The 18237-nt window shown below is 62.3% G+C and carries 16 protein-coding genes; 9 read left to right on the plus strand and 7 right to left on the minus strand.

Going from position 1 to position 18237, the window contains the following annotated elements:
* Window positions 1–26: 26 nt before the first annotated feature.
* Window positions 27–959, minus strand: a complete 933-nt coding sequence (locus tag Q1A71_RS13935) for a hypothetical protein (RefSeq protein ID WP_299677227.1) — start codon at window positions 957–959, stop codon at window positions 27–29.
* 446 nt (window positions 960–1405) lie between these two features.
* On the opposite strand from Q1A71_RS13935, the gene Q1A71_RS13940 reads away from it, so the two are divergent.
* Complete coding sequence (locus tag Q1A71_RS13940) at window positions 1406–2014, plus strand: VPLPA-CTERM sorting domain-containing protein (protein ID WP_299677230.1); 609 nt, start codon at window positions 1406–1408, stop codon at window positions 2012–2014.
* Between the two features lie 42 nt (window positions 2015–2056).
* The gene (locus Q1A71_RS13945; RefSeq protein WP_299677233.1) at window positions 2057–2638 is read left to right on the plus strand and encodes a VPLPA-CTERM sorting domain-containing protein; all 582 of its coding nucleotides are present in this window, start codon (window positions 2057–2059) and stop codon (window positions 2636–2638) included.
* Between the two features lie 39 nt (window positions 2639–2677).
* Here the strand turns inward: Q1A71_RS13945 and Q1A71_RS13950 are convergent, their stop codons facing one another.
* The 3 genes from Q1A71_RS13950 to Q1A71_RS13960 all read right to left on the minus strand — a co-directional run bounded on the left by Q1A71_RS13950 (window position 2678) and on the right by Q1A71_RS13960 (window position 5986).
* Window positions 2678–3367 carry an EAL domain-containing protein gene (locus tag Q1A71_RS13950; protein WP_299677236.1) on the minus strand — a complete coding sequence of 230 codons (690 nt, stop codon included), beginning with the start codon at window positions 3365–3367 and terminating at the stop codon, window positions 2678–2680.
* Window positions 3368–3797: 430 nt separating this feature from the next.
* Window positions 3798–5324, minus strand: a complete 1527-nt coding sequence (locus tag Q1A71_RS13955) for a cryptochrome/photolyase family protein (protein ID WP_299677239.1) — start codon at window positions 5322–5324, stop codon at window positions 3798–3800.
* Window positions 5321–5986: an SDR family NAD(P)-dependent oxidoreductase gene (locus Q1A71_RS13960; protein ID WP_299677242.1), complete on the minus strand. Its 666-nt coding sequence runs from the start codon at window positions 5984–5986 to the stop codon at window positions 5321–5323. The genes Q1A71_RS13955 and Q1A71_RS13960 overlap by 4 nt, the downstream gene beginning before the upstream one ends.
* A 282-nt stretch (window positions 5987–6268) precedes the next feature.
* Here Q1A71_RS13960 and Q1A71_RS13965 point away from each other — a divergent pair, with 282 nt between their 5' ends.
* The 7 genes from Q1A71_RS13965 to Q1A71_RS13995 all read left to right on the plus strand — a co-directional run bounded on the left by Q1A71_RS13965 (window position 6269) and on the right by Q1A71_RS13995 (window position 14619).
* Entirely contained in the window at window positions 6269–7837 is a 1569-nt protein-coding gene (locus tag Q1A71_RS13965; protein ID WP_299677245.1) for a 2-isopropylmalate synthase, read from the plus strand.
* Between the two features lie 184 nt (window positions 7838–8021).
* Window positions 8022–9062, plus strand: coding sequence for a rod shape-determining protein (locus Q1A71_RS13970; protein WP_195819615.1), 1041 nt, complete (start codon window positions 8022–8024; stop codon window positions 9060–9062).
* A gap of 72 nt (window positions 9063–9134) precedes the next feature.
* A complete protein-coding gene (gene mreC / locus Q1A71_RS13975; protein WP_299677250.1) occupies window positions 9135–10037 on the plus strand; it encodes a rod shape-determining protein MreC in 903 nt (300 codons plus the stop codon).
* On the plus strand, window positions 10034–10573 hold the full coding sequence (locus tag Q1A71_RS13980; protein ID WP_299677253.1) for a rod shape-determining protein MreD: 540 nt from the start codon (window positions 10034–10036) through the stop codon (window positions 10571–10573). The genes mreC and Q1A71_RS13980 overlap by 4 nt, the downstream gene beginning before the upstream one ends.
* A 31-nt stretch (window positions 10574–10604) precedes the next feature.
* Complete coding sequence (gene mrdA, locus Q1A71_RS13985; RefSeq protein WP_299678087.1) at window positions 10605–12548, plus strand: penicillin-binding protein 2; 1944 nt, start codon at window positions 10605–10607, stop codon at window positions 12546–12548.
* Entirely contained in the window at window positions 12545–13684 is a 1140-nt protein-coding gene (gene rodA, locus Q1A71_RS13990) for a rod shape-determining protein RodA (RefSeq protein WP_299677256.1), read from the plus strand. Before mrdA ends, rodA begins: the two co-directional genes overlap by 4 nt.
* A gap of 2 nt (window positions 13685–13686) precedes the next feature.
* Complete coding sequence (locus Q1A71_RS13995) at window positions 13687–14619, plus strand: glyoxylate/hydroxypyruvate reductase A (protein WP_299677259.1); 933 nt, start codon at window positions 13687–13689, stop codon at window positions 14617–14619.
* On the opposite strand, the gene Q1A71_RS14000 is transcribed toward Q1A71_RS13995, so the two are convergent.
* Genes Q1A71_RS14000 through dut form a run of 3 tightly spaced genes read right to left on the minus strand, consistent with a single transcriptional unit; the run spans window position 14620 to window position 18233 of the window.
* A complete protein-coding gene (locus Q1A71_RS14000; protein WP_299677262.1) occupies window positions 14620–16635 on the minus strand; it encodes a M3 family metallopeptidase in 2016 nt (671 codons plus the stop codon).
* Window positions 16636–16695: 60 nt separating this feature from the next.
* A complete protein-coding gene (gene moeB / locus Q1A71_RS14005; RefSeq protein WP_299677265.1) occupies window positions 16696–17763 on the minus strand; it encodes a molybdopterin-synthase adenylyltransferase MoeB in 1068 nt (355 codons plus the stop codon).
* Complete coding sequence (gene dut, locus Q1A71_RS14010) at window positions 17763–18233, minus strand: dUTP diphosphatase (RefSeq protein WP_299677268.1); 471 nt, start codon at window positions 18231–18233, stop codon at window positions 17763–17765. The genes moeB and dut overlap by 1 nt, the downstream gene beginning before the upstream one ends.
* Between the last annotated feature and the right edge of the window lie 4 nt (window positions 18234–18237).

Consider the following 18237-nt stretch of genomic DNA (forward strand, 5'->3'; position numbering starts at 1 on the left):
GCTCGAAGCCGTCGGTCACGGTCACATCAGGTCGGCGCAATATCTGCAACAACCTCCTGATCCAGCAGTTCGGGTTTCTTCGCCCGAACCCGCTCTCTGATGTCTTCCAGACCGTTGTCTGCGGCAAAGTACCATTTGCGCTCAAAGTAATCCTCGAGGTTCTTGATGAAGGCTTCACCGCCGATTGTCTCGGACCACTTGATATAGGGCATCTGGCTGGACACACTGTTGAGATAGAACCCGGAATAGGCCTCCATCACATCGCCGCTCTTGACGATCAGGATCGGCAAGCCCGCCGGATCGTCGTAAAACCGGATGTTCAACTCACCGATGCCCGGGGTCTCTTGCTTGAGGCGCTCATATTGCTCGTAGTGCGTCAGCATGAAACTGAAACTCGCAGCAAGCTGCTTGCCATAGGACTCCTTGTTGCTCTCCACAGAGGCCGGATTGGAGAAATCCGGTGCGGTATAGCGGCCCCGTATCTCGGCGTAATCGCTGAACGGCGACATCATCAGCAGGTTGACATGCGTCCCCTGCTTTACCGCCTCCAGAATAGCGACCATGTTTCGTTCCGCATCACGAAACAATGTGTTCAGCCAATAAACATGCCCCTCCTTCAGCCGCTGAATGTGTTCCAGTTCATTCGGATCTTCGGCAATACCGTCCAGCCCGTGACCAAACTTCAGTTGCAGAGCGTTCTCCGTCCGCCGACGGATATCGTCCATGCGGAACTCCAGTTCTTCCCTTTCGCTTTCAATCGTATCCTTGAGTTCGCGAATGCGTTCCTCGACAGAGTATCGCTCACCGATCTTTTGAATGAAAACAAGAACAAGACCGACCGCCAAAGCGGATAGGATCGTCTCGAAGGCGATGAACAACGGATCGATGCCGGTCTCTGGCGCCTGAGCGCTGACATATCTCACGTAGACCCAGAAGGCGATTGCCGCGATTGCCAGCATGCCACTGACAGTCCACCCAATGTGGCGCCTTATAAACTCATACAATGTCCGTTCCCCCGTAATCGTCTTGTCAAAATACTGGCCGAAACCGCCAAGCCGCCTTGATCAGAACATCGTCATCGCCCGACGCCGACAGCTCATCATGTGCGAAAAACGTCTCTATTAATAAAATCAATTCAATTTCTGAACGAATAATGCGCGACTGACCCGCAAATGCAAGACTGGGCCTGACCCGGGTCCAAAACGTAAAAGCGGGACGGCGGGCGGGGCGAGGGCGCAGCCCAGCGCCGCCCCACCGGCCCGACCAGCCCCATCCTCCCCGGCACCGGCCACCCCATTTCGGACAAATGTAAGCGCATCCGGGACAAAATCGCGCGCGCCCCTTTCCCCAAAGCCCCGGAGGATGCTGAACAGCATGGGCATTCTTTCAAAAAATTGGGGATAGTATGACACTTCTGAAAATCGCGCTCTTCTGCGCCCTGACCGCAATCGCACTGCCCGCCCATGCCACCACGGTCACGCTCGATCTACGACGTGAAGCCGTGCCTGACTTCAGGGACCGCTATGTCAATAACGGTGACAGTGTGAGCGCCGGCGGCTTTGTGCTGACGTTCCAGGACGTGAACATAAAATCGACAAGTACCGGTTCTGCGAGCCGCTCCGGCATGAGCTTCAACAACTTCTTCGACAATACGATCATCACGCTCAATCTGGTCTTCAACATCGATGCGATCATCGAGACCTACGACATCGGGTTTACCCGGAACGCAGGGGACAAAACGTTCCAGCTCAGCGGGGTCAACGGCACTTCGGGTGCGAACAGCTTCGGGTCGCGTGGGACGAATCCATTCGACATGGGCTCAATCCCGTTTTTCAAGGCCGGTGAAACCTACACATTTAGCCACAACGTCAACGGGTTCAGCCAACACTCCCTGCTCAGCGGACTGGGGCTCTCCGCCGCGCCGTCCCCCGCCGTCGTCCCGCTGCCTGCTTCTCTGCCGCTCCTGCTCGCGGGTTTCGGCGCCATCGCCGTTCTACGGCAACGCCGGGCCTGAGCGACCCGGCTTTACTTTTTTACATACTGAAGGGATTGACCCATGACACTTCTGAAAATCGCGCTCTTCTGCGCCCTCACCGCCACAGCCCTGCCCGCACAATCCGCCACGGCCACACTGGACTTCACCGATAACGCGCCGGCATTTGCGGATAATTCCGTCAATAATGGGGATACGGTGAGAGCCGGGGACTTCTCACTGACCTTCCAGAACACTCAAACCCGCGGCGGGTCTGTCGAGGTAGACGCCTTTGGAATATACCTTGGCGATATCGGTTGGGAACTACTTGTCAGCGTCGATCTGGTCTTCGGCGTCGATACGATCATCGACACATACAGCATCGGACTTGCGACCAGCTCCGCAGAGTTCCAGCTCAGCGGGGCGAACGGCACCTCAGGTCGCAACGACATCGGATCGAGGGGCACATTCGCCTTCGACATGGGCACCATCCCGATTTTTCTGGCAGGCGAAACCTACACGCTGACACATAACGCTAGTTTCGCGATGCTCCGCGGCTTGCAGGTCTCCAGCCCGCCGTCCCCCGCTGCGGTGCCGCTGCCCGCTTCCCTGCCGCTGCTGCTGGCGGGCTTCGGCGCCATCGCGCTCCTGCGCCGGCGACCATAAATCTCCCACCGCCGCACCGGCGCCCGGGACAGCGCCGCGCTAGCGCTGCAGGTAGCTGGGGCGCGAGACGATCTGCTCGAATTGCGGGCGGCACAGGTAATACCCCTGCACCAGCGTGATGCCAAGCTCCCGGAGCGCGTCGAGCTCGTCGGCGGTTTCGACCCCCTCGGCAATCACCACGACGCCCAGATCGTCGCAGAGCTGCTTGGTCCGCGCCACGATCGCCCGCCGCACCGCATCCCTGTGCAGCCCCGTGATCAGATGCCGGTCGAGCTTGATCAGGTCCGGCACCACATCCGCCAGCAGGTTCAGCCCGGAAAACCCCGCGCCAAAATCGTCGATGGCGGTCCGAAAGCCGATCTCCTTGTAGGTCTCGATGATGGTCTTGAGATGCGACACATCCCGGACCAGTTCCGTTTCGGTAAACTCGAAAATGATCCGGCTCACGTCGAAATCGTATTTGTCGGCGGTCCAGAGCGTGTGCGAAATACAGTGCAGCGGTTCATAAACGGCGTTCGGCATGAAGTTGATCGACAGCCCGTCCTCCAGGCCCAGCCGGGTCGCCACTTCGATTGCAGTGGTCCGGCACAGCTGATCGAACCGGTACCGGTTCTCATCCGTCACTTTCTGAAAAATCTCGCCCGCGCTGCGCCCGTCCTTGCCGCGCACCAGCGCCTCCTGCGCAAAAACACGCCCCGTCTCAACATCGAAGATGGGCTGGAAGGCCATGGTGATCTCTTCAGTGAAGGCAGACCCCGGACGCGACGCGCAGTGCTGGCATGCCTTTCGATGTCTCACGCTGGCCATGGTTGTGCTCCGGATCCTATGCTCTCACCCGCTACAACGGCGGCTCTAGCGACAAAAGAAAAAAATTCACTTGCGTTATTGCATCCAAATCTCGGCAAATCCCGCGCAACGGCTCACGGGACGGTGGGCGGGGCGAGGGCGCAGCCGAGCGCCGGCAGACCGGCCAAACGTGTCGGCCAAAAGTGTCGTCCAAAAGTAAAGGCCGCCCTGTTAACCCCGGCGGACACCGACATCCGCACCGACGCAATACCGACAGAATACCGACGTGATACCGACGTGGCATTTGCCATGAAACACAGGCGTTAACCCCCGATTCGGCGCCCGGCGGTCAAAATCCCGCCGCGCGCCCCCTTCAGACCTTGTCGCCCGCCTCCAGCCGCTGCAGAAACGCCCCCGCCTCCGCGATGACCATCTCGCGCCGGTCCGCATCCATCCGGTCCCAGGTCCGGTACATGTTCCCCATACGCGCATTGTCCTTGAACCGCTCCCGATGCCGGTCAAGGAAATGCCAGTAGAGCAGGTTGAAGGGGCAAGCCCCGTCACCCGTCTTCTTGCTGACCGAATAGGCGCAGCCCTTGCAGTAATCCGACATCCGGTTGATATACGCCCCGCTCGACACATAGGGCTTCGAGGCGATCACACCCCCGTCGGCAAACTGGCTCATCCCCACCGTGTTGGGCGCCTCGACCCATTCAAACGCGTCCATATAGACGGCCAGATACCACTCGTGTACCTGATGCGGATCAATCCCTGCCAAAAGCGCGAAATTCCCCGTGATCATAAGGCGTTGGATGTGATGCGCATAGGCCTCCGTCGCCGTCTGCTCCACCGCTTTTTCGAGACACCGCATCTTCGTCTCACCGCCCCAGAAGAGCTCCGGCAGGTCACGGGAATGCCCCAGCGCATTGCCCGTCACATACTCGGGCCCTTTCAGGAAATATATGCCCCGCATGTACTCGCGCCAGCCGATGATCTGGCGGATAAACCCTTCGGCGGCGTTGATCGGCACGTCCCCTGCTGCATAGGCCTCCGCCACCTTTTCGCAGACCTCCAGCGGGTCCAGCAGCCCGATGTTGATATAGGCCGAGATCACCGCGTGATAGAGAAACCGGTTGTCAGCCAACATCGCATCCTGATAGTCGCCGAACTTCGGCAAAGCCTTTGAAATGAAATGCGAAAGCGCCCGCCGCGCCTCCCCTTCCGTGGTCGCAAACCAGAAGGGCCGCAGCTCACCGAAGTGGTTGCCAAACCGTGCCTCCACCAGCGCCAGCACCTCCTCAACGGTCTCATCCGGCGTGAACTGCATCGGCCCGTTGAAGTCGACCTCACCCGGCGCCGGCTTGCGGTTCTCATGGTCGAAATTCCACTTTCCCCCCACCGGATCAGAGCCCTCCATCAAGAGCCCCGTCTTGCGCCGCATCTCGCGATAGAAATACTCCATCCGCAGCGCCTTGCGCCCCTCGGCCCAATCTTCAAACTCTTGATGTGACGCAATAAATCGGTCGTCCGGCAGGATATGCGTGGTGATCGGCGCGTGCTTCAGCTTGTCGATCAGGCGCCACTCTCCGGGCTCCGTCGCCAGAACCTCCGACGCGCCCGTCTCCTCCGCACGCCGCAGCAGCTCGCCGACGATGGAGCCTGCGGTCTGCGTATCTTCCAGCTGCGTATACCGCACATCCCAGCCCTCGTCCCGCAGCCGCGCCGCAAACTTGCGCATCGCCGCGAAGATCAGCGCGATCTTCTTAGGGTGGTGCCGCACATAATCGGTCTCGTCCGCGACCTCGGCCATGACCACCACATCGCTGTCGCGGTCGGCCTCACGCAGCGCGCTCAACCCTGCGCTCAGCTGATCACCCAATACCAGAACAAGGCGGTTCACCAGGGCACCGCCTTCCCGGCCCAGTCAAAGAACTGTCCGGTCTGCTCCGGTGTCAACGCACTGATCACGTTCAACAAATTCTCCGCCGCCTCCTCCGGTGGCACGGCGGGATGCCGCCCCAGATACTTCTCTGTAAAAGGCGTCGCGACCGTTCCGGGATGCAGCGCCACACAGACCGACTGCTTGTGCGTCCGGCTGAGCTCGATCGACGTCGTGTGCACGATCTGGTTCACCGCCGCCTTGGCGCTGCGATAGCTGACCCACCCGCCGATCCGGTTGTCGCCAATAGAGCCCACCCGCGCCGAGAGCACCGCCAACACGGCCTGACGGTCCCGCGGTAACAGCTCCGCCGCATGGCGCAAAACCAGCGCTGGCCCCAGCGCATTCACGGCGAACTGATCCATCATCGTCTTGGCTGTCACGGCCTTGATCGACTTCTCAGGCGCTGCCCCGTCGATCTCCAGAGCCCCCGTGGTCACCAGCACCAGATCGAACGCGCCCTCCAGCCCGCTGAGGTGATGCGCAACCGAGGCCTCGTCGGTGATCTCAAGCCCGTCCTGCGACCGCGACAGCGCCGTCACGTCATCACCCCGCGCCTGACAGGCGGCGACCATTGCCTGTCCGATCCCGCCAGAAGCCCCTACGATCAATACTCTTTTCATCCGCGGCCACCTAGGCGGACGCTCTGTCCCTTCAACCCCGCAAGGCTCAAAGGTCGCAGCCGCCGCACCGATCCCGGCGCAAAAACCACCTTCCCATTTGCGTCAGCCTGCGTATAACTACGCGCATGGCACCTGTGTCGCATATCATATGCCTGCGCTATTCCTTGCGCCCAGCCGCCGCTCTGCTGCTGCTAGCCCGCCTCTGAGCGTGCCCGTCGGCGCGCCCGCTCAGAGGATCGTGCCGCGCGCCAAGGACCACAGCAGAAACGAAAGACCAAAGACATGACAGACAAAGCGAAACAGGACCGTGTCCTGATTTTTGACACCACCCTGCGCGACGGCGAGCAGAGCCCGGGCGCAACCATGACCCATGCCGAGAAGCTCGAGATTGCTGGGCTGCTCGACGAGATGGGCGTGGACATCATCGAAGCAGGGTTCCCCATCGCCTCCGAAGGGGATTTCGCCGCCGTGAGCGAGATTGCCAAGCAGACCCAAACTTCGGTCATCTGCGGGCTGGCCCGCGCCCAGATCGGCGATATCGACCGCTGCTGGGAAGCGGTGCAGCACGCAAAACGCCCACGTATTCATACGTTTATCGGCACGTCCCCGCTGCACCGGGCGATCCCCAACCTCGACAAGGACCAGATGGCCGAACGCATCGAACAGACGGTGACCCATGCCCGCAACCTCTGTGACAACGTGCAGTGGTCGCCGATGGATGCGACGCGCACGGAGGAGGACTATCTCTGCCGCGTGGTCGAGATCGCGATCAAATGCGGGGCAACAACGATCAACATCCCGGACACCGTGGGCTACACCGCCCCGCGTGAGTCGGCGGAGCTGATCCGCATGCTGATCAATCGCGTGCCGGGCGCCGACGAGATCACCTTCGCCACCCACTGCCACAACGATCTGGGGATGGCCACGGCCAACTCCCTCGCCGCGGTCGAGGCCGGTGCGCGGCAAATCGAATGCACGATCAACGGCTTGGGCGAGCGCGCCGGCAACACCGCGCTGGAAGAGGTCGTCATGGCGCTGAAAGTGCGCAACGACATCATGCCCTTCCGGACCGGCATTGACGCCACCAAGATCATGAACATCTCGCGCCGTGTCGCCACCGTCTCGGGCTTTCCGGTGCAGTTTAACAAGGCCATCGTCGGCAAGAACGCCTTTGCCCATGAGAGCGGCATCCACCAGGATGGCATGCTGAAAAACGCCGAGACCTTCGAGATCATGCGTCCCGAGGATGTCGGGCTGTCCGAAACCAACCTCGTGATGGGCAAGCACTCGGGCCGTGCCGCGCTGCGCTCGAAACTGGAGGACCTCGGGTTCGAACTGGGGGACAACCAGCTCAAGGACGTCTTCGTGCGGTTCAAGGAGCTGGCCGACCGCAAGAAGGAGATCTACGACGACGACCTCATTGCGCTGATGCGCACCTCGACCGACCCGGAGAATGACCGCCTGAAGCTCAAGTCGCTCAAGGTGGTTTGCGGCACCGATGGCCCGCAACAGGCTGATCTGGTGATGGAAATCGACGGCGAAGAGAAGTCCACGACGCAGACCGGCGATGGCCCCGTTGATGCCTCCTTCAACGCGATCAAGGCGCTGGTGCCGCATACGGCCCGGCTGCAGTTGTACCAGGTACACGCCGTCACCGAAGGCACCGACGCACAGGCAACCGTGTCCGTGCGCATGGAAGAAGAGGGGCGCATCGTGACGGGCCAGTCGGCCAATACCGACACGGTCGTGGCCTCGGCGCTGGCTTACATCCATGCACTGAACCGCCTGCTTGTCCGCCGCGAGAAGGCAGGCAGCGACAAGCGCGAGATCAGCTACAAGGACGTGAGCTGACCAGCCTCGGCTCCGGGCTTTGACGGCCCGGAGCGCCCTAGACGATGATTTTGCCGAAAGCAACATGATGCTTACATCATCGTTAACGCCTCTTTCACCCTTTAACGCCTAAGCCTATAAGAGTGGAAAGCCCGCCTTCCGGAAAAGCGCGGGCTCGAAGAATTTCGGGCAAGGTATCAACAGAATGTTTGACAAAATCCGCGGGCTGTTTTCATCGGATATGGCCATCGACCTCGGCACTGCCAACACGCTCGTCTACGTGAAGGGCCGCGGCGTGATTCTGTCCGAACCCTCGGTCGTCGCCTATCACGTCAAGGACGGGGTGAAGAAGGTGCTGGCGGTGGGCGAAGATGCCAAGCTCATGCTGGGCCGCACACCTGGCAGCATCGAAGCCATCCGGCCGATGCGCGAGGGCGTGATTGCCGATTTCGATACGGCGGAGGAGATGATCAAGCACTTCATCCGCAAGGTGCATAAGCGGTCGACCTTCTCCAAACCCAAGATCATCGTCTGCGTGCCCCATGGCGCCACACCGGTTGAGAAACGCGCCATCCGCCAGTCGGTGCTGAGCGCAGGCGCCCGGCGCGCCGGGCTGATCGCCGAGCCGATTGCGGCAGCCATCGGCGCTGGCATGCCCATCACGGACCCCACCGGCAACATGGTGGTCGACATCGGTGGTGGGACGACCGAAGTGGCGGTGCTGAGCCTTGGCGACATTGTCTATGCGCGGTCCGTGCGCGTCGGTGGAGACCGCATGGACGAAGCGATCATCAGCTATTTGCGGCGTCAGCAGAACCTGCTGGTCGGCGAAACGACGGCGGAGCGGGTCAAAACCTCCATCGGCACCGCCCGCATGCCCGACGACGGGCGCGGCACCTCCATGCAGATCCGCGGGCGCGACCTGCTGAACGGTGTCCCCAAAGAGATTGAGGTCACCCAGGCCCAGATTGCCGAAGCGCTGGCCGAGCCGGTGCAGCAGATCTGCGAGGCGGTGATGACCGCACTGGAGACCACCCCCCCCGATCTGGCCGCCGACATCGTCGACCGCGGTGTGATGCTGACAGGCGGCGGCGCGCTGCTGGGGGATCTTGACCTGGCGCTGCGCGAACAGACTGGCCTCGCCGTCTCCATCGCCGACGAGTCGCTGAACTGCGTGGCCCTGGGTACCGGTAAGGCCTTGGAATATGAAAAACAATTGCGCCACGCGATAGACTACGACAGTTAAGCGCATCTGATCGCACCCCCGCTCAGTGGCAGGTCTGCCCTGCCTCCACCGGGGGCAGGAGACCGCAGAGAGATGGCAAAAGACCGCCCCAGCAGCAGCGAATACACCGGCCCCGTCCGCCGGTTGCTGCTCAGCATCGTGGTCTTATGTCTGCTGGCGGTCTTTCTCGTCTGGCGCATCGACAGCCCGAGGGTCGAGCGGTTCCGGGCGCAGGTGACGGACACCTTCGTGCCCAGCCTCGATTGGGCTATGGCACCGGTGACGGGCGCCATCAACCTGTTGAAGAATTTCCAGAGTTACCAGCGCCTCGCCGAGCAGAACAGCGAGTTGCGGTCTGAACTCCGGCGCATGCAGGCCTGGAAAGAGGCGGCGTTGCAATTGGAGCAGGAGAATGCGCGCCTGCTCGATCTGAACAAGGTTCGGCTCGACCCGCGCCTCACGTATATCACCGGCGTGGTGCTGGCGGACAGCGGCTCACCCTTCCGGCAGTCCGTTCTGCTGAATGTCGGGGCCCGCGACGGCGTGGTCGATGGGTGGGCGACGATGGATGGCATCGGGGTCGTCGGGCGCATCTCGGGCGTTGGCGAAAACACCGCTCGGGTGATCCTGCTGACCGACGCATCGAGCCGCATTCCGGCAACGATCCAGCCCTCAGGTCAGCGGGTGATCGTCGCCGGCGACAACTCCGCCGCCCCGCCCATCGAGTTTCTCGAAGACAGCGACCAGGTGCGCCCCGGCGATCGTGTGATCAGTTCAGGAGATGGCGGCGTGTTCCCACCGGGGCTGCTCATCGGGCAGGTCGCCCTTGATCCCGGGGGCCAGCTGCGCGTGCGGCTGTCAGCGGACTATCAGCGGCTCGAGTTCCTGCGGGTGCTGCGGCACCACGGAACCGACCCGGTCTCCGACACGGCCGAGATCATCGGGCCGCAACTCCCGCCACAGCCCCAGATCGCGCGCGAGGAACTCAGCCAATGAGCGAGATGCCACAGGCCCGGCTTTGGACCATGCGGATCGGATTCGTGCTGCTTGTCTGCGTGATCCTGTTCTTCCACCTTCTTCCGCTGGAGACGACACCACGCCGCTGGGTCGGGCCCGATCTTCTGCTGGCCTTTGCCTGCGCCTGGTCTCTGCGCCGTCCCGAATATGTGCCGATGCCCGCTCTGGCCGCCCTGTTCCTGCTTGCGGACCTGCTGTTGCAACGGCCGCCGGGCCTGTGGGCCATGGCCGCGCTGCTCGGATGTGAAAACCTCAAAAAACGGGCGCGCGGCTTTCGGGACACCGGGTTTGCCAGCGAATGGCTGCGTGTCTCCATTGTCATCGCAGGGGTCGCGGTCCTCTATCGCGGAGGATTGATCATCACGCTGGTCGATCTGCCCCCGTTCGGCTTGACGGTTTTCGAGACAATCATGACAATGCTGTTCTACCCCTTGGTGGTGGCGGCAACTCACGGCCTGATGGGCGTGCGCAAGGCGAGCCCGGGCGATCTTGACGGCGCTGGAGCACGGCTATGATCCGAACCGCAGCTGGGAGCGAGGCATCGGCATGAAGAAGACGCGGGCCGAAACCGATATCAGCCACCGCCGGATTTCCCGGCGAGCCGCCTTGCTGGGTGGTGCGCAGTTGCTCTTCATCGGCGGGCTCGCTGCGCGGATGCGCTTTCTGCAGGTCGAACAGGCAGACCAGTTCCGCCTGTTGGCCGAGGAGAACCGCATCAATATGCGGCTCATTCCGCCGTCTCGCGGCGAAGTGTTCGACCGCAACGGCGTGCGTCTTGCACAAAATGCGCCCTCCTACCGCATCGTCATCGTGCGCGAGGATGCGGGTGACACCGACGCGGTCCTCGACCGGCTCGCGCGCATCATGCCGCTTGAGCCCGAAGACATCGCCCGGACCAAGGAGGAGCTGAAACGCTCGCCGTCCTTCCTGCCCATCACCGTTGCCGAGGATGTGCGCTGGGAAGACATCAGCCGGGTATCGGTCAATGCACCGGCCCTGCCCGGTGTAACGCCCGAGGTCGGCCTGAGCCGGGTCTACCCGCAAGGCTCCGACTTTGCGCATGTGCTCGGGTATGTCGGCCCGGTCTCGGACTATGATCTGGAGAAAATCGAGGATCCGGAGCCGGTCCTGCGGATCCCGCGGTTCCAGATCGGCAAGGTCGGCGTGGAAACGAAGCTGGAAACCATCCTGCGCGGCAAGGCTGGCGCAAAGCGGGTCGAGGTCAACGCCGCAGGCCGGGTCATGCGCGAGCTCGACCGCCGCGAGGGGATCCCGGGCTCCGACATCCAGCTGACCATTGACGCCAAGCTGCAGGGCTATGTTCAGGCGCGTCTCGATCAGGAGAGCGCCAGCGCCGTCATCCTCGACTGTGACAGCGGCGACGTGCTTGCCTGCGCCTCCGCGCCGACCTTCGACCCGAATCTCTTCGTCCGGGGGATCTCGGTCAAGGACTATGGCACGCTGACCAACAACAAATACCGCCCGCTGGCCAGCAAGACGGTACAGGGTCTCTACCCGCCCGGCTCGACCTTCAAGATGGTCACGGCAATGGCTGCCCTGGAGGCCGGGCTGATCGGACCCGACGACACCGTCTATTGCCCCGGTCATCTCGAAGTGTCGGGCCGGCGCTTCCACTGCTGGAAGCGGGGCGGGCACGGCTGGGTCGATCTCCAGACATCCCTCAAACGGTCCTGCGACGTCTACTACTACGATCTCGCGATCAAGGTCGGCATTGAAAAGGTGTCAGAGATGGCCAAGCGTTTCGGTCTCGGCGTCAAGCACGACGTGCCGATGTCTGCCGTTGCGCAGGGGCTCGCACCCAATATGGAGTGGAAACGGCAGACCTATGGTCAAAGCTGGCGCGTCGGCGACACGGTGAACGTCTCCATCGGTCAGGGTTTCATGCTGACCTCGCCCATGCAGCTTGCGGTGATGACCGCACGGCTGGCCACCGGGCGTTCGGTTGAGCCGCGGTTGATCAAATCCATCGACGGTGTCGAACAACCCGAACGCGGTGGCGAAAGCCTGGGAATGAACGAGAACAACCTGCGCAAGATGCGACGCGCGATGGACGTGACGGTCAATGACCGGCGCGGCACGGCCTATGGCTCCCGAATTATCGAGGACGAGATGCGCATGGCCGGAAAGACCGGGACCAGCCAGGTGCGCAATATCACCGCAGCGGAACGACGCGCGGGCGTGATCCGCAACGAAGACCTGCCGTGGGAACGGCGAGACCACGCGCTTTTTGTCAACTTCGCACCGATTGCCAAACCGAAGTACGCGGTCGCCGTGGTCGTCGAACACGGTGGAGGCGGCTCCAAGGCGGCCGCACCCATTGCGCGGGACATCACGCTCCAGGCGCTCTACGGCGGGCAACCGCCGCTCGAGGCTTATCCGTCCAAAGACCGCGAACGCATCGAAGAGCTGCAGGAACGGCTTCGCGGCGTACAGCCGCAGGCCTCCTTCGTCGGGCGGGATCAGGCATGAGTTATCTCGAGTACCAGGTCAAATCCGCGCCCACGGGCGTGCGCAAGATCCTTCACCTCAACTGGCCTATTGCGATCCTGCTCGCCTCGGTCTCAGGTGTCGGCTTCTTGATGCTCTACTCGGTCGCGGGGGGCTCGTTCAGCCCATGGGCCGAGCCGCAGATGAAGCGCTTTGCAGTGGGCTTCGTTCTGATGATCGGCGTGGCCATGGTGCCGATTTGGTTCTGGAGATCGCTGGCGGGCGTCGGCTATCTCATGACCTTGGCGCTGCTGGTGGCGGTCGAGTTTTTCGGCACGGTCGGCATGGGAGCACAGCGCTGGATCGACCTGGGTTTCATGCGCTTGCAACCCTCCGAACTCATGAAGATCACGCTGGTGATGTTTCTCGCTGCCTATTACGACTGGCTACCGGTCAAGAAGACCTCGCATCCGTTCTGGGTTCTGCTGCCGGTCATCGCCATCATGATCCCGACCGTCCTGGTGCTAAAACAACCGGACCTGGGCACATCGATCCTGCTGCTTGCCGCGGGTGGCGGGCTGATGTTCCTCGCGGGTGTGCATTGGGCCTATTTCGCGGCCGTTCTGGCCAGTGCGATCGGCCTTGTGACCACGGTCTTCCAATCCCGCGGGACGGAGTGGCAGCTGATCAAGGATTATCAGTTCCGCCGCATCGACACTTTCCTCGACCCGAGTACCGACCCACTGGGCGCAGGCTATCATATCACACAGTCGAAAATCGCACTGGGATCCGGTGGGTGGACGGGACGCGGCTTCATGCAGGGCACTCAGACGAGGCTCAATTTTCTGCCCGAAAAGCACACCGACTTCATCTTCACCACATTGGCAGAGGAATTCGGCTTTCTTGGCAGCATCTCGCTGTTGGGTCTCTACGCACTGATCATCGTCTTCTGCATCTGGTCGGCGCTGACCAACAAGGACCGGTTTTCGTCTTTGCTGATCTTGGGGATCGCGCTCAACTTCTTCCTGTTTTTCGCGGTGAACATGTCGATGGTCATGGGCCTCGCCCCGGTTGTTGGCGTGCCGCTGCCCTTGGTCAGCTTCGGCGGCTCGGCGATGCTGGTCCTGATGCTGGCCTTTGGCCTGATGCAGAGCGCGCATGTGCACCGGCTGAGGTAGGCGTGACGGTCAACGTTCTCTTCGCCGCCCACGCGGATCGCTGGGCCACCTATGACGCGCCATTGCGTGCGGCCTTCTCCGAGTTTGGGCTGAGCGCTCATCTGGCACAGGATCTGCCGCCGGACCAGGTCGACTACATCGTCTATGCGCCCAATTCCCCTCTGCAGGATTTCACCCCCTTCACCCGCGCAAAGGCTGTGCTGAACCTCTGGGCTGGCGTGGAGGCGGTCGTGGACAACCCAACCCTGACGATACCGCTGGCGCGGATGGTCGATCCCGGCATGACCAAGTCGATGACGGAATGGGTGGCCGGGCATGTGATGCGCTATCACCTCGGGATGGACCGCCATATCCAAAACCCGGAGCACCGCTGGGAACCGCATACACCACCTCTGGCCGCCGAGCGTCGGGTGGCGATCCTGGGCATGGGGGAGCTCGGCTCTGCTGTTGCAGAAGTCCTGACAGCGCTGGGTTTTACCGTGCACGGCTGGAGCCGCCGCGAAAGGCATCTTGCCCGTGTCGTCATGCACCATGGCGCCACGGGCTTGGCGGCAGCGCTCTCCAACGCAGAGATACTGGTCCTGCTGCTGCCCGATACACCGGCCACGGAAAACACGCTGAACGCCGAAACGCTGGCGCACCTGCCGCGCGGTGCCTGTGTCATCAATCCGGGACGCGGGCCGCTCATCGATGATACCGCCCTGATCGAAGCGCTTGACAGCGGACAGGTCGCCGCCGCCACCCTCGATGTCTTTCGAACCGAACCCCTACCGGCGGATCACCCGTTCTGGAGCCATCCGAAGGTCACCGTAACCCCGCATATCGCCGCTGAAACGCGCCCGGTGACGGCGGCCAGGGTCATCGCAGACAACATCCGTCGCGGTGAGACGGGCGCGCCCTTCCTGCATCTGGTTGACCGCACGAGCGGCTACTGATCATTCCGCTGCCAGACCGCGCCCCTTCAACAGCGCCTCGACACCGGGCAGTCGCCCGCGGAAGGCGACATAGAGCTCAGCCGCATCCTCGCTGCCCCCGGTGGACAGAATATGCTCTTCCAGCGCCGCCGCGCGCTCCGGGTCGAACGCACCACCGGCGTCCTCGAAGGACGCGAAGGCGTCTGCATCCATGACCTCGGACCACATGTAGCTGTAGTAGCCGCTGGAATAGCCATCCCCGGCGAAGACATGGGCAAAATGCGGCGTGGCATGGCGCATGGTGATCGGATGGGGCATCCCGATCTCCTCCAGCACCTCTGCCTGCCGCGCCATCGGATCGGACGGCGCCGGGCCATCGTGGAAGGCGAGATCCACCAGTGCCGAGGCCACATATTCCACGGTCTGGAACCCCATGTCATAGGTGGCCGCGGCGAGCACCTTGTCGAGCATCTCCTGCGGCATCGTCTCGCCGGTTTCTGCATGGGTTGCGAACTCACCCAGCACCTCCGGCACCTCGAGCCAGTGTTCATAAAGCTGGCTCGGCAGTTCGACAAAATCCCGGGCCACGGAGGTGCCGGACAGGCTCTCATATGTCACGTCTGAAAGCATCTGATGCAGCGCATGACCGAACTCATGAAACAGCGTGCGCGCGTCGTCATAGGACAAGAGCGCCGGATCGCCCTTTGCGAAGTTACAGACGTTGATAACAATTGGTGTCTTGCGACTTGGGAATTTGGCCTGCGACCGCATCGCCGAGCACCAGGCGCCCGAGCGCTTCGAGCCACGCGCGAAGTAGTCCCCGATGAACACCGCCACATGCTCGCCCCGCCGCGTCACCTCCCACGCCCGGCAATCCGCGTGATAGAGCGGAACATCAAGCGGGGCAAAGGACAGGTCGAACAGCCGGGTGGCACAGGAAAAGGCCGCTTCAATCATGCGCTCCAGCTGAAAGTACGGTTTGAGTGCCGCCTCATCGAGGTCGTGTTCCGCGACCCTTCGCTTTTCGGAATAATACCGCCAGTCCCACGGTGCGAGGGGGCCATTGACCCCATCTGCCTGCATCATCCCGGTGAGCACCTCTGCATCGGCCTTGGCTTGCGCCACTGCCGGCTCCCACACAGCCATCAGAAGATCCCGCACCGCGCCCGGTGTTTTGGCCATCTCGGTTTCGAGTTTATAGGCGGCAAAACTGTCGTAGCCGAGAAGCGCCGCACGCTCTTCGCGCAAGGCGAGGATTTCACGCGCGATCTCGCGGTTGTCGGTCTTGCCGCCATTCGCTCCCCGCGCGGCCCACGCCTTGAACGCGATCTCGCGCAGGTCGCGCCGTGGCGAGAACTGCAAAAAGGGCACGATCACTGACCTGGAGAGCGTGACCACCGGCCCGTCCGCCGCTTTCTCTTCTCCGGCGGCCCGGGTCGCCGCGATCACGAAGTCTGGCAAACCTTCGAGATCCTCTTCCGCAAGTGGCAGCATCCACTCCCTTTCATCGGCAAGAAGGTTCTGGGTAAACTCCGTTCCCAGAACCGCAAGACGCTCCTTGATCTCCTTCATCCGCGCATCCTCCGCCCCGTGGAGAGCGGCCCCCGCGCGGACAAACCCGCGGTGGGTGAGCATCAAGACGCGGTTCTGTTCGGAACTCAGCTCCTGATCCGCACGGCTGTTCCACACCTGAGCGATGCGCGCAAAGAGCGCCTTGTTGCTGTAGATCTGCGAGAAATGTGCGGCCAGCTTGGGTGAAAATTCGCGCTGCAACGCCTCGCGCGCGGGGTTGCTGTCTGCACCCGCCACAGCAAAGAACACGCTCAACACCTGGTTAAGCCCTTTGCCGGCAGCTTCCAGCGCCTCGACGGTATTGGCGAAACTGGAAGGCTCAGACGACGACGCGATGGCCTCTATCTCGGCCTCATGCGTCGCGAGAGCCTCTTCCAAAGCAGGCGCGAAATCATCGTCTGAAATCCTGTCGAACGGCGCGATCTGAAACGGCGTGGTCCAGTCCTGCAAGAGCGGGTTGGTCATTGAAATCTCCTTTGAGCGACAAGCTAGAGCCGCCGACCACAACCGACAAGACACAGCCTCCTAGGCGGCGGGCGCATGCCCGCGCGCGCCACCGCACACAGGGCAATCGGGGCGCGGTGAAATCGCAATGATCCGGCTTTCCCCATAGAGCGCGTCGTAGATCACCATCTGACCACGCAGCACTGTTCCAGCGTCCGTGATGATTTTGATCGCCTCGGTGGCCATCATCGCACCGATAACGCCCGGCAGCGGCCCCAGAACCCCCGCCTCGGCACAGGACGGTGCCAGTTCCGCCGCGGGGGCTTGCGGAAAAATGCACTGGTAGCAGGGTGCGCCGCGGGCCGGGTCAAAGACGCTCAACTGCCCCTCCCACTGGCTCAACGCGCCGGAGATCAGTGGTATGCCTTGCTCTGCCGCAACGCGGTTTGTCAAATAGCGCGTGTCAAAATTGTCCGTGCCATCCAGGATCAGATCATAGTCGACAAAGAGGTCCGACGCGATTTCCTCTGTCAGTCGCCGATGATAGGGGCGCACGGTGACATGGGGATTTTGAGCTGTCATTTCCGCCTGAGCAGAGAACACCTTGGGGGTGCCAATGGACTGGTCTTTGTGGATCACCTGCCTTTGAAGATTGGCATTCTCGACGCGGTCATCATCAATGACCCCGATTGTCCCGACGCCAGCGGCGGCCAGATACTGGAGCGCCGGGGCGCCTAAACCGCCAGCGCCAATCACCAGAACTTTCGCCTCCTTGAGCAGCGACTGCCCCGGCCCGCCGATTTCGCGCAGGACAATATGCCGGGCGTATCGGTTCAGTTCGCTGTCGCTGAACCCTTTTCGGGGGGCGTCGGGCTGATCGGCAGCGCGGGCATGATCGGCGCGGTCCTGCAGCAGACGCAAGCCACGGCGGTAGGCAAAGATCAGTGCGGCAAACCCACCGATGATGAGCCAAAGTGCGGGGCTTTCGCCCGTCGCCATTCGCAGCGGGCTGCCGTCGGGCAGGGTCAGTTGAACGACCATAACACCCAGATACAGCACACCAATCATAGTGATCCGCGTAGAGCGCGGCGCCCCCATCAGCGCTCCGATCCCCCAGAGCACACCCGCCATGGCGAAAACCAGAAACATCAGCCGCGCCCCGTCGACCCGAACCCGCCGGTGTTGCGGTCGGTGTCACTGAGCTGCCCGACCACCCTAAAGCGCGCCTGGACCACGGGGGCCACGACCAGCTGCGCGATGCGCATGCCGTGGGTGACCTTGAACGGGGCCTCACCTGCGTTCAGGACGATAATCCCAAGCGGGCCGCGATAATCGCTGTCGATCGTGCCCGGACTGTTGACCAGCATCAGTCCATGGTGCAGCGCCAGACCGGAGCGCGGGCGCACCTGTACCTCATAGCCCTCCGGGATCTCCATCCTGAGCCCTGTCGGGATCAGCGCGCGCGCACCGGTCTGGATGATGACTTCGCCGCCGGGCAGATTGGCCCGCACGTCGGCCCCGGCGGCCCCGACTGTCTGATAGGCGGGGAGATCCATGGTGCGATCTGCGTCATCGGCCCACTCCAGGGCGATCCGGACGTGTTCGTGATGTCCTGCCATGAAA

The sequence above is a fragment of the uncultured Roseobacter sp. genome, from assembly GCF_947493125.1.
GTDB lineage: Bacteria > Pseudomonadota > Alphaproteobacteria > Rhodobacterales > Rhodobacteraceae > Roseobacter.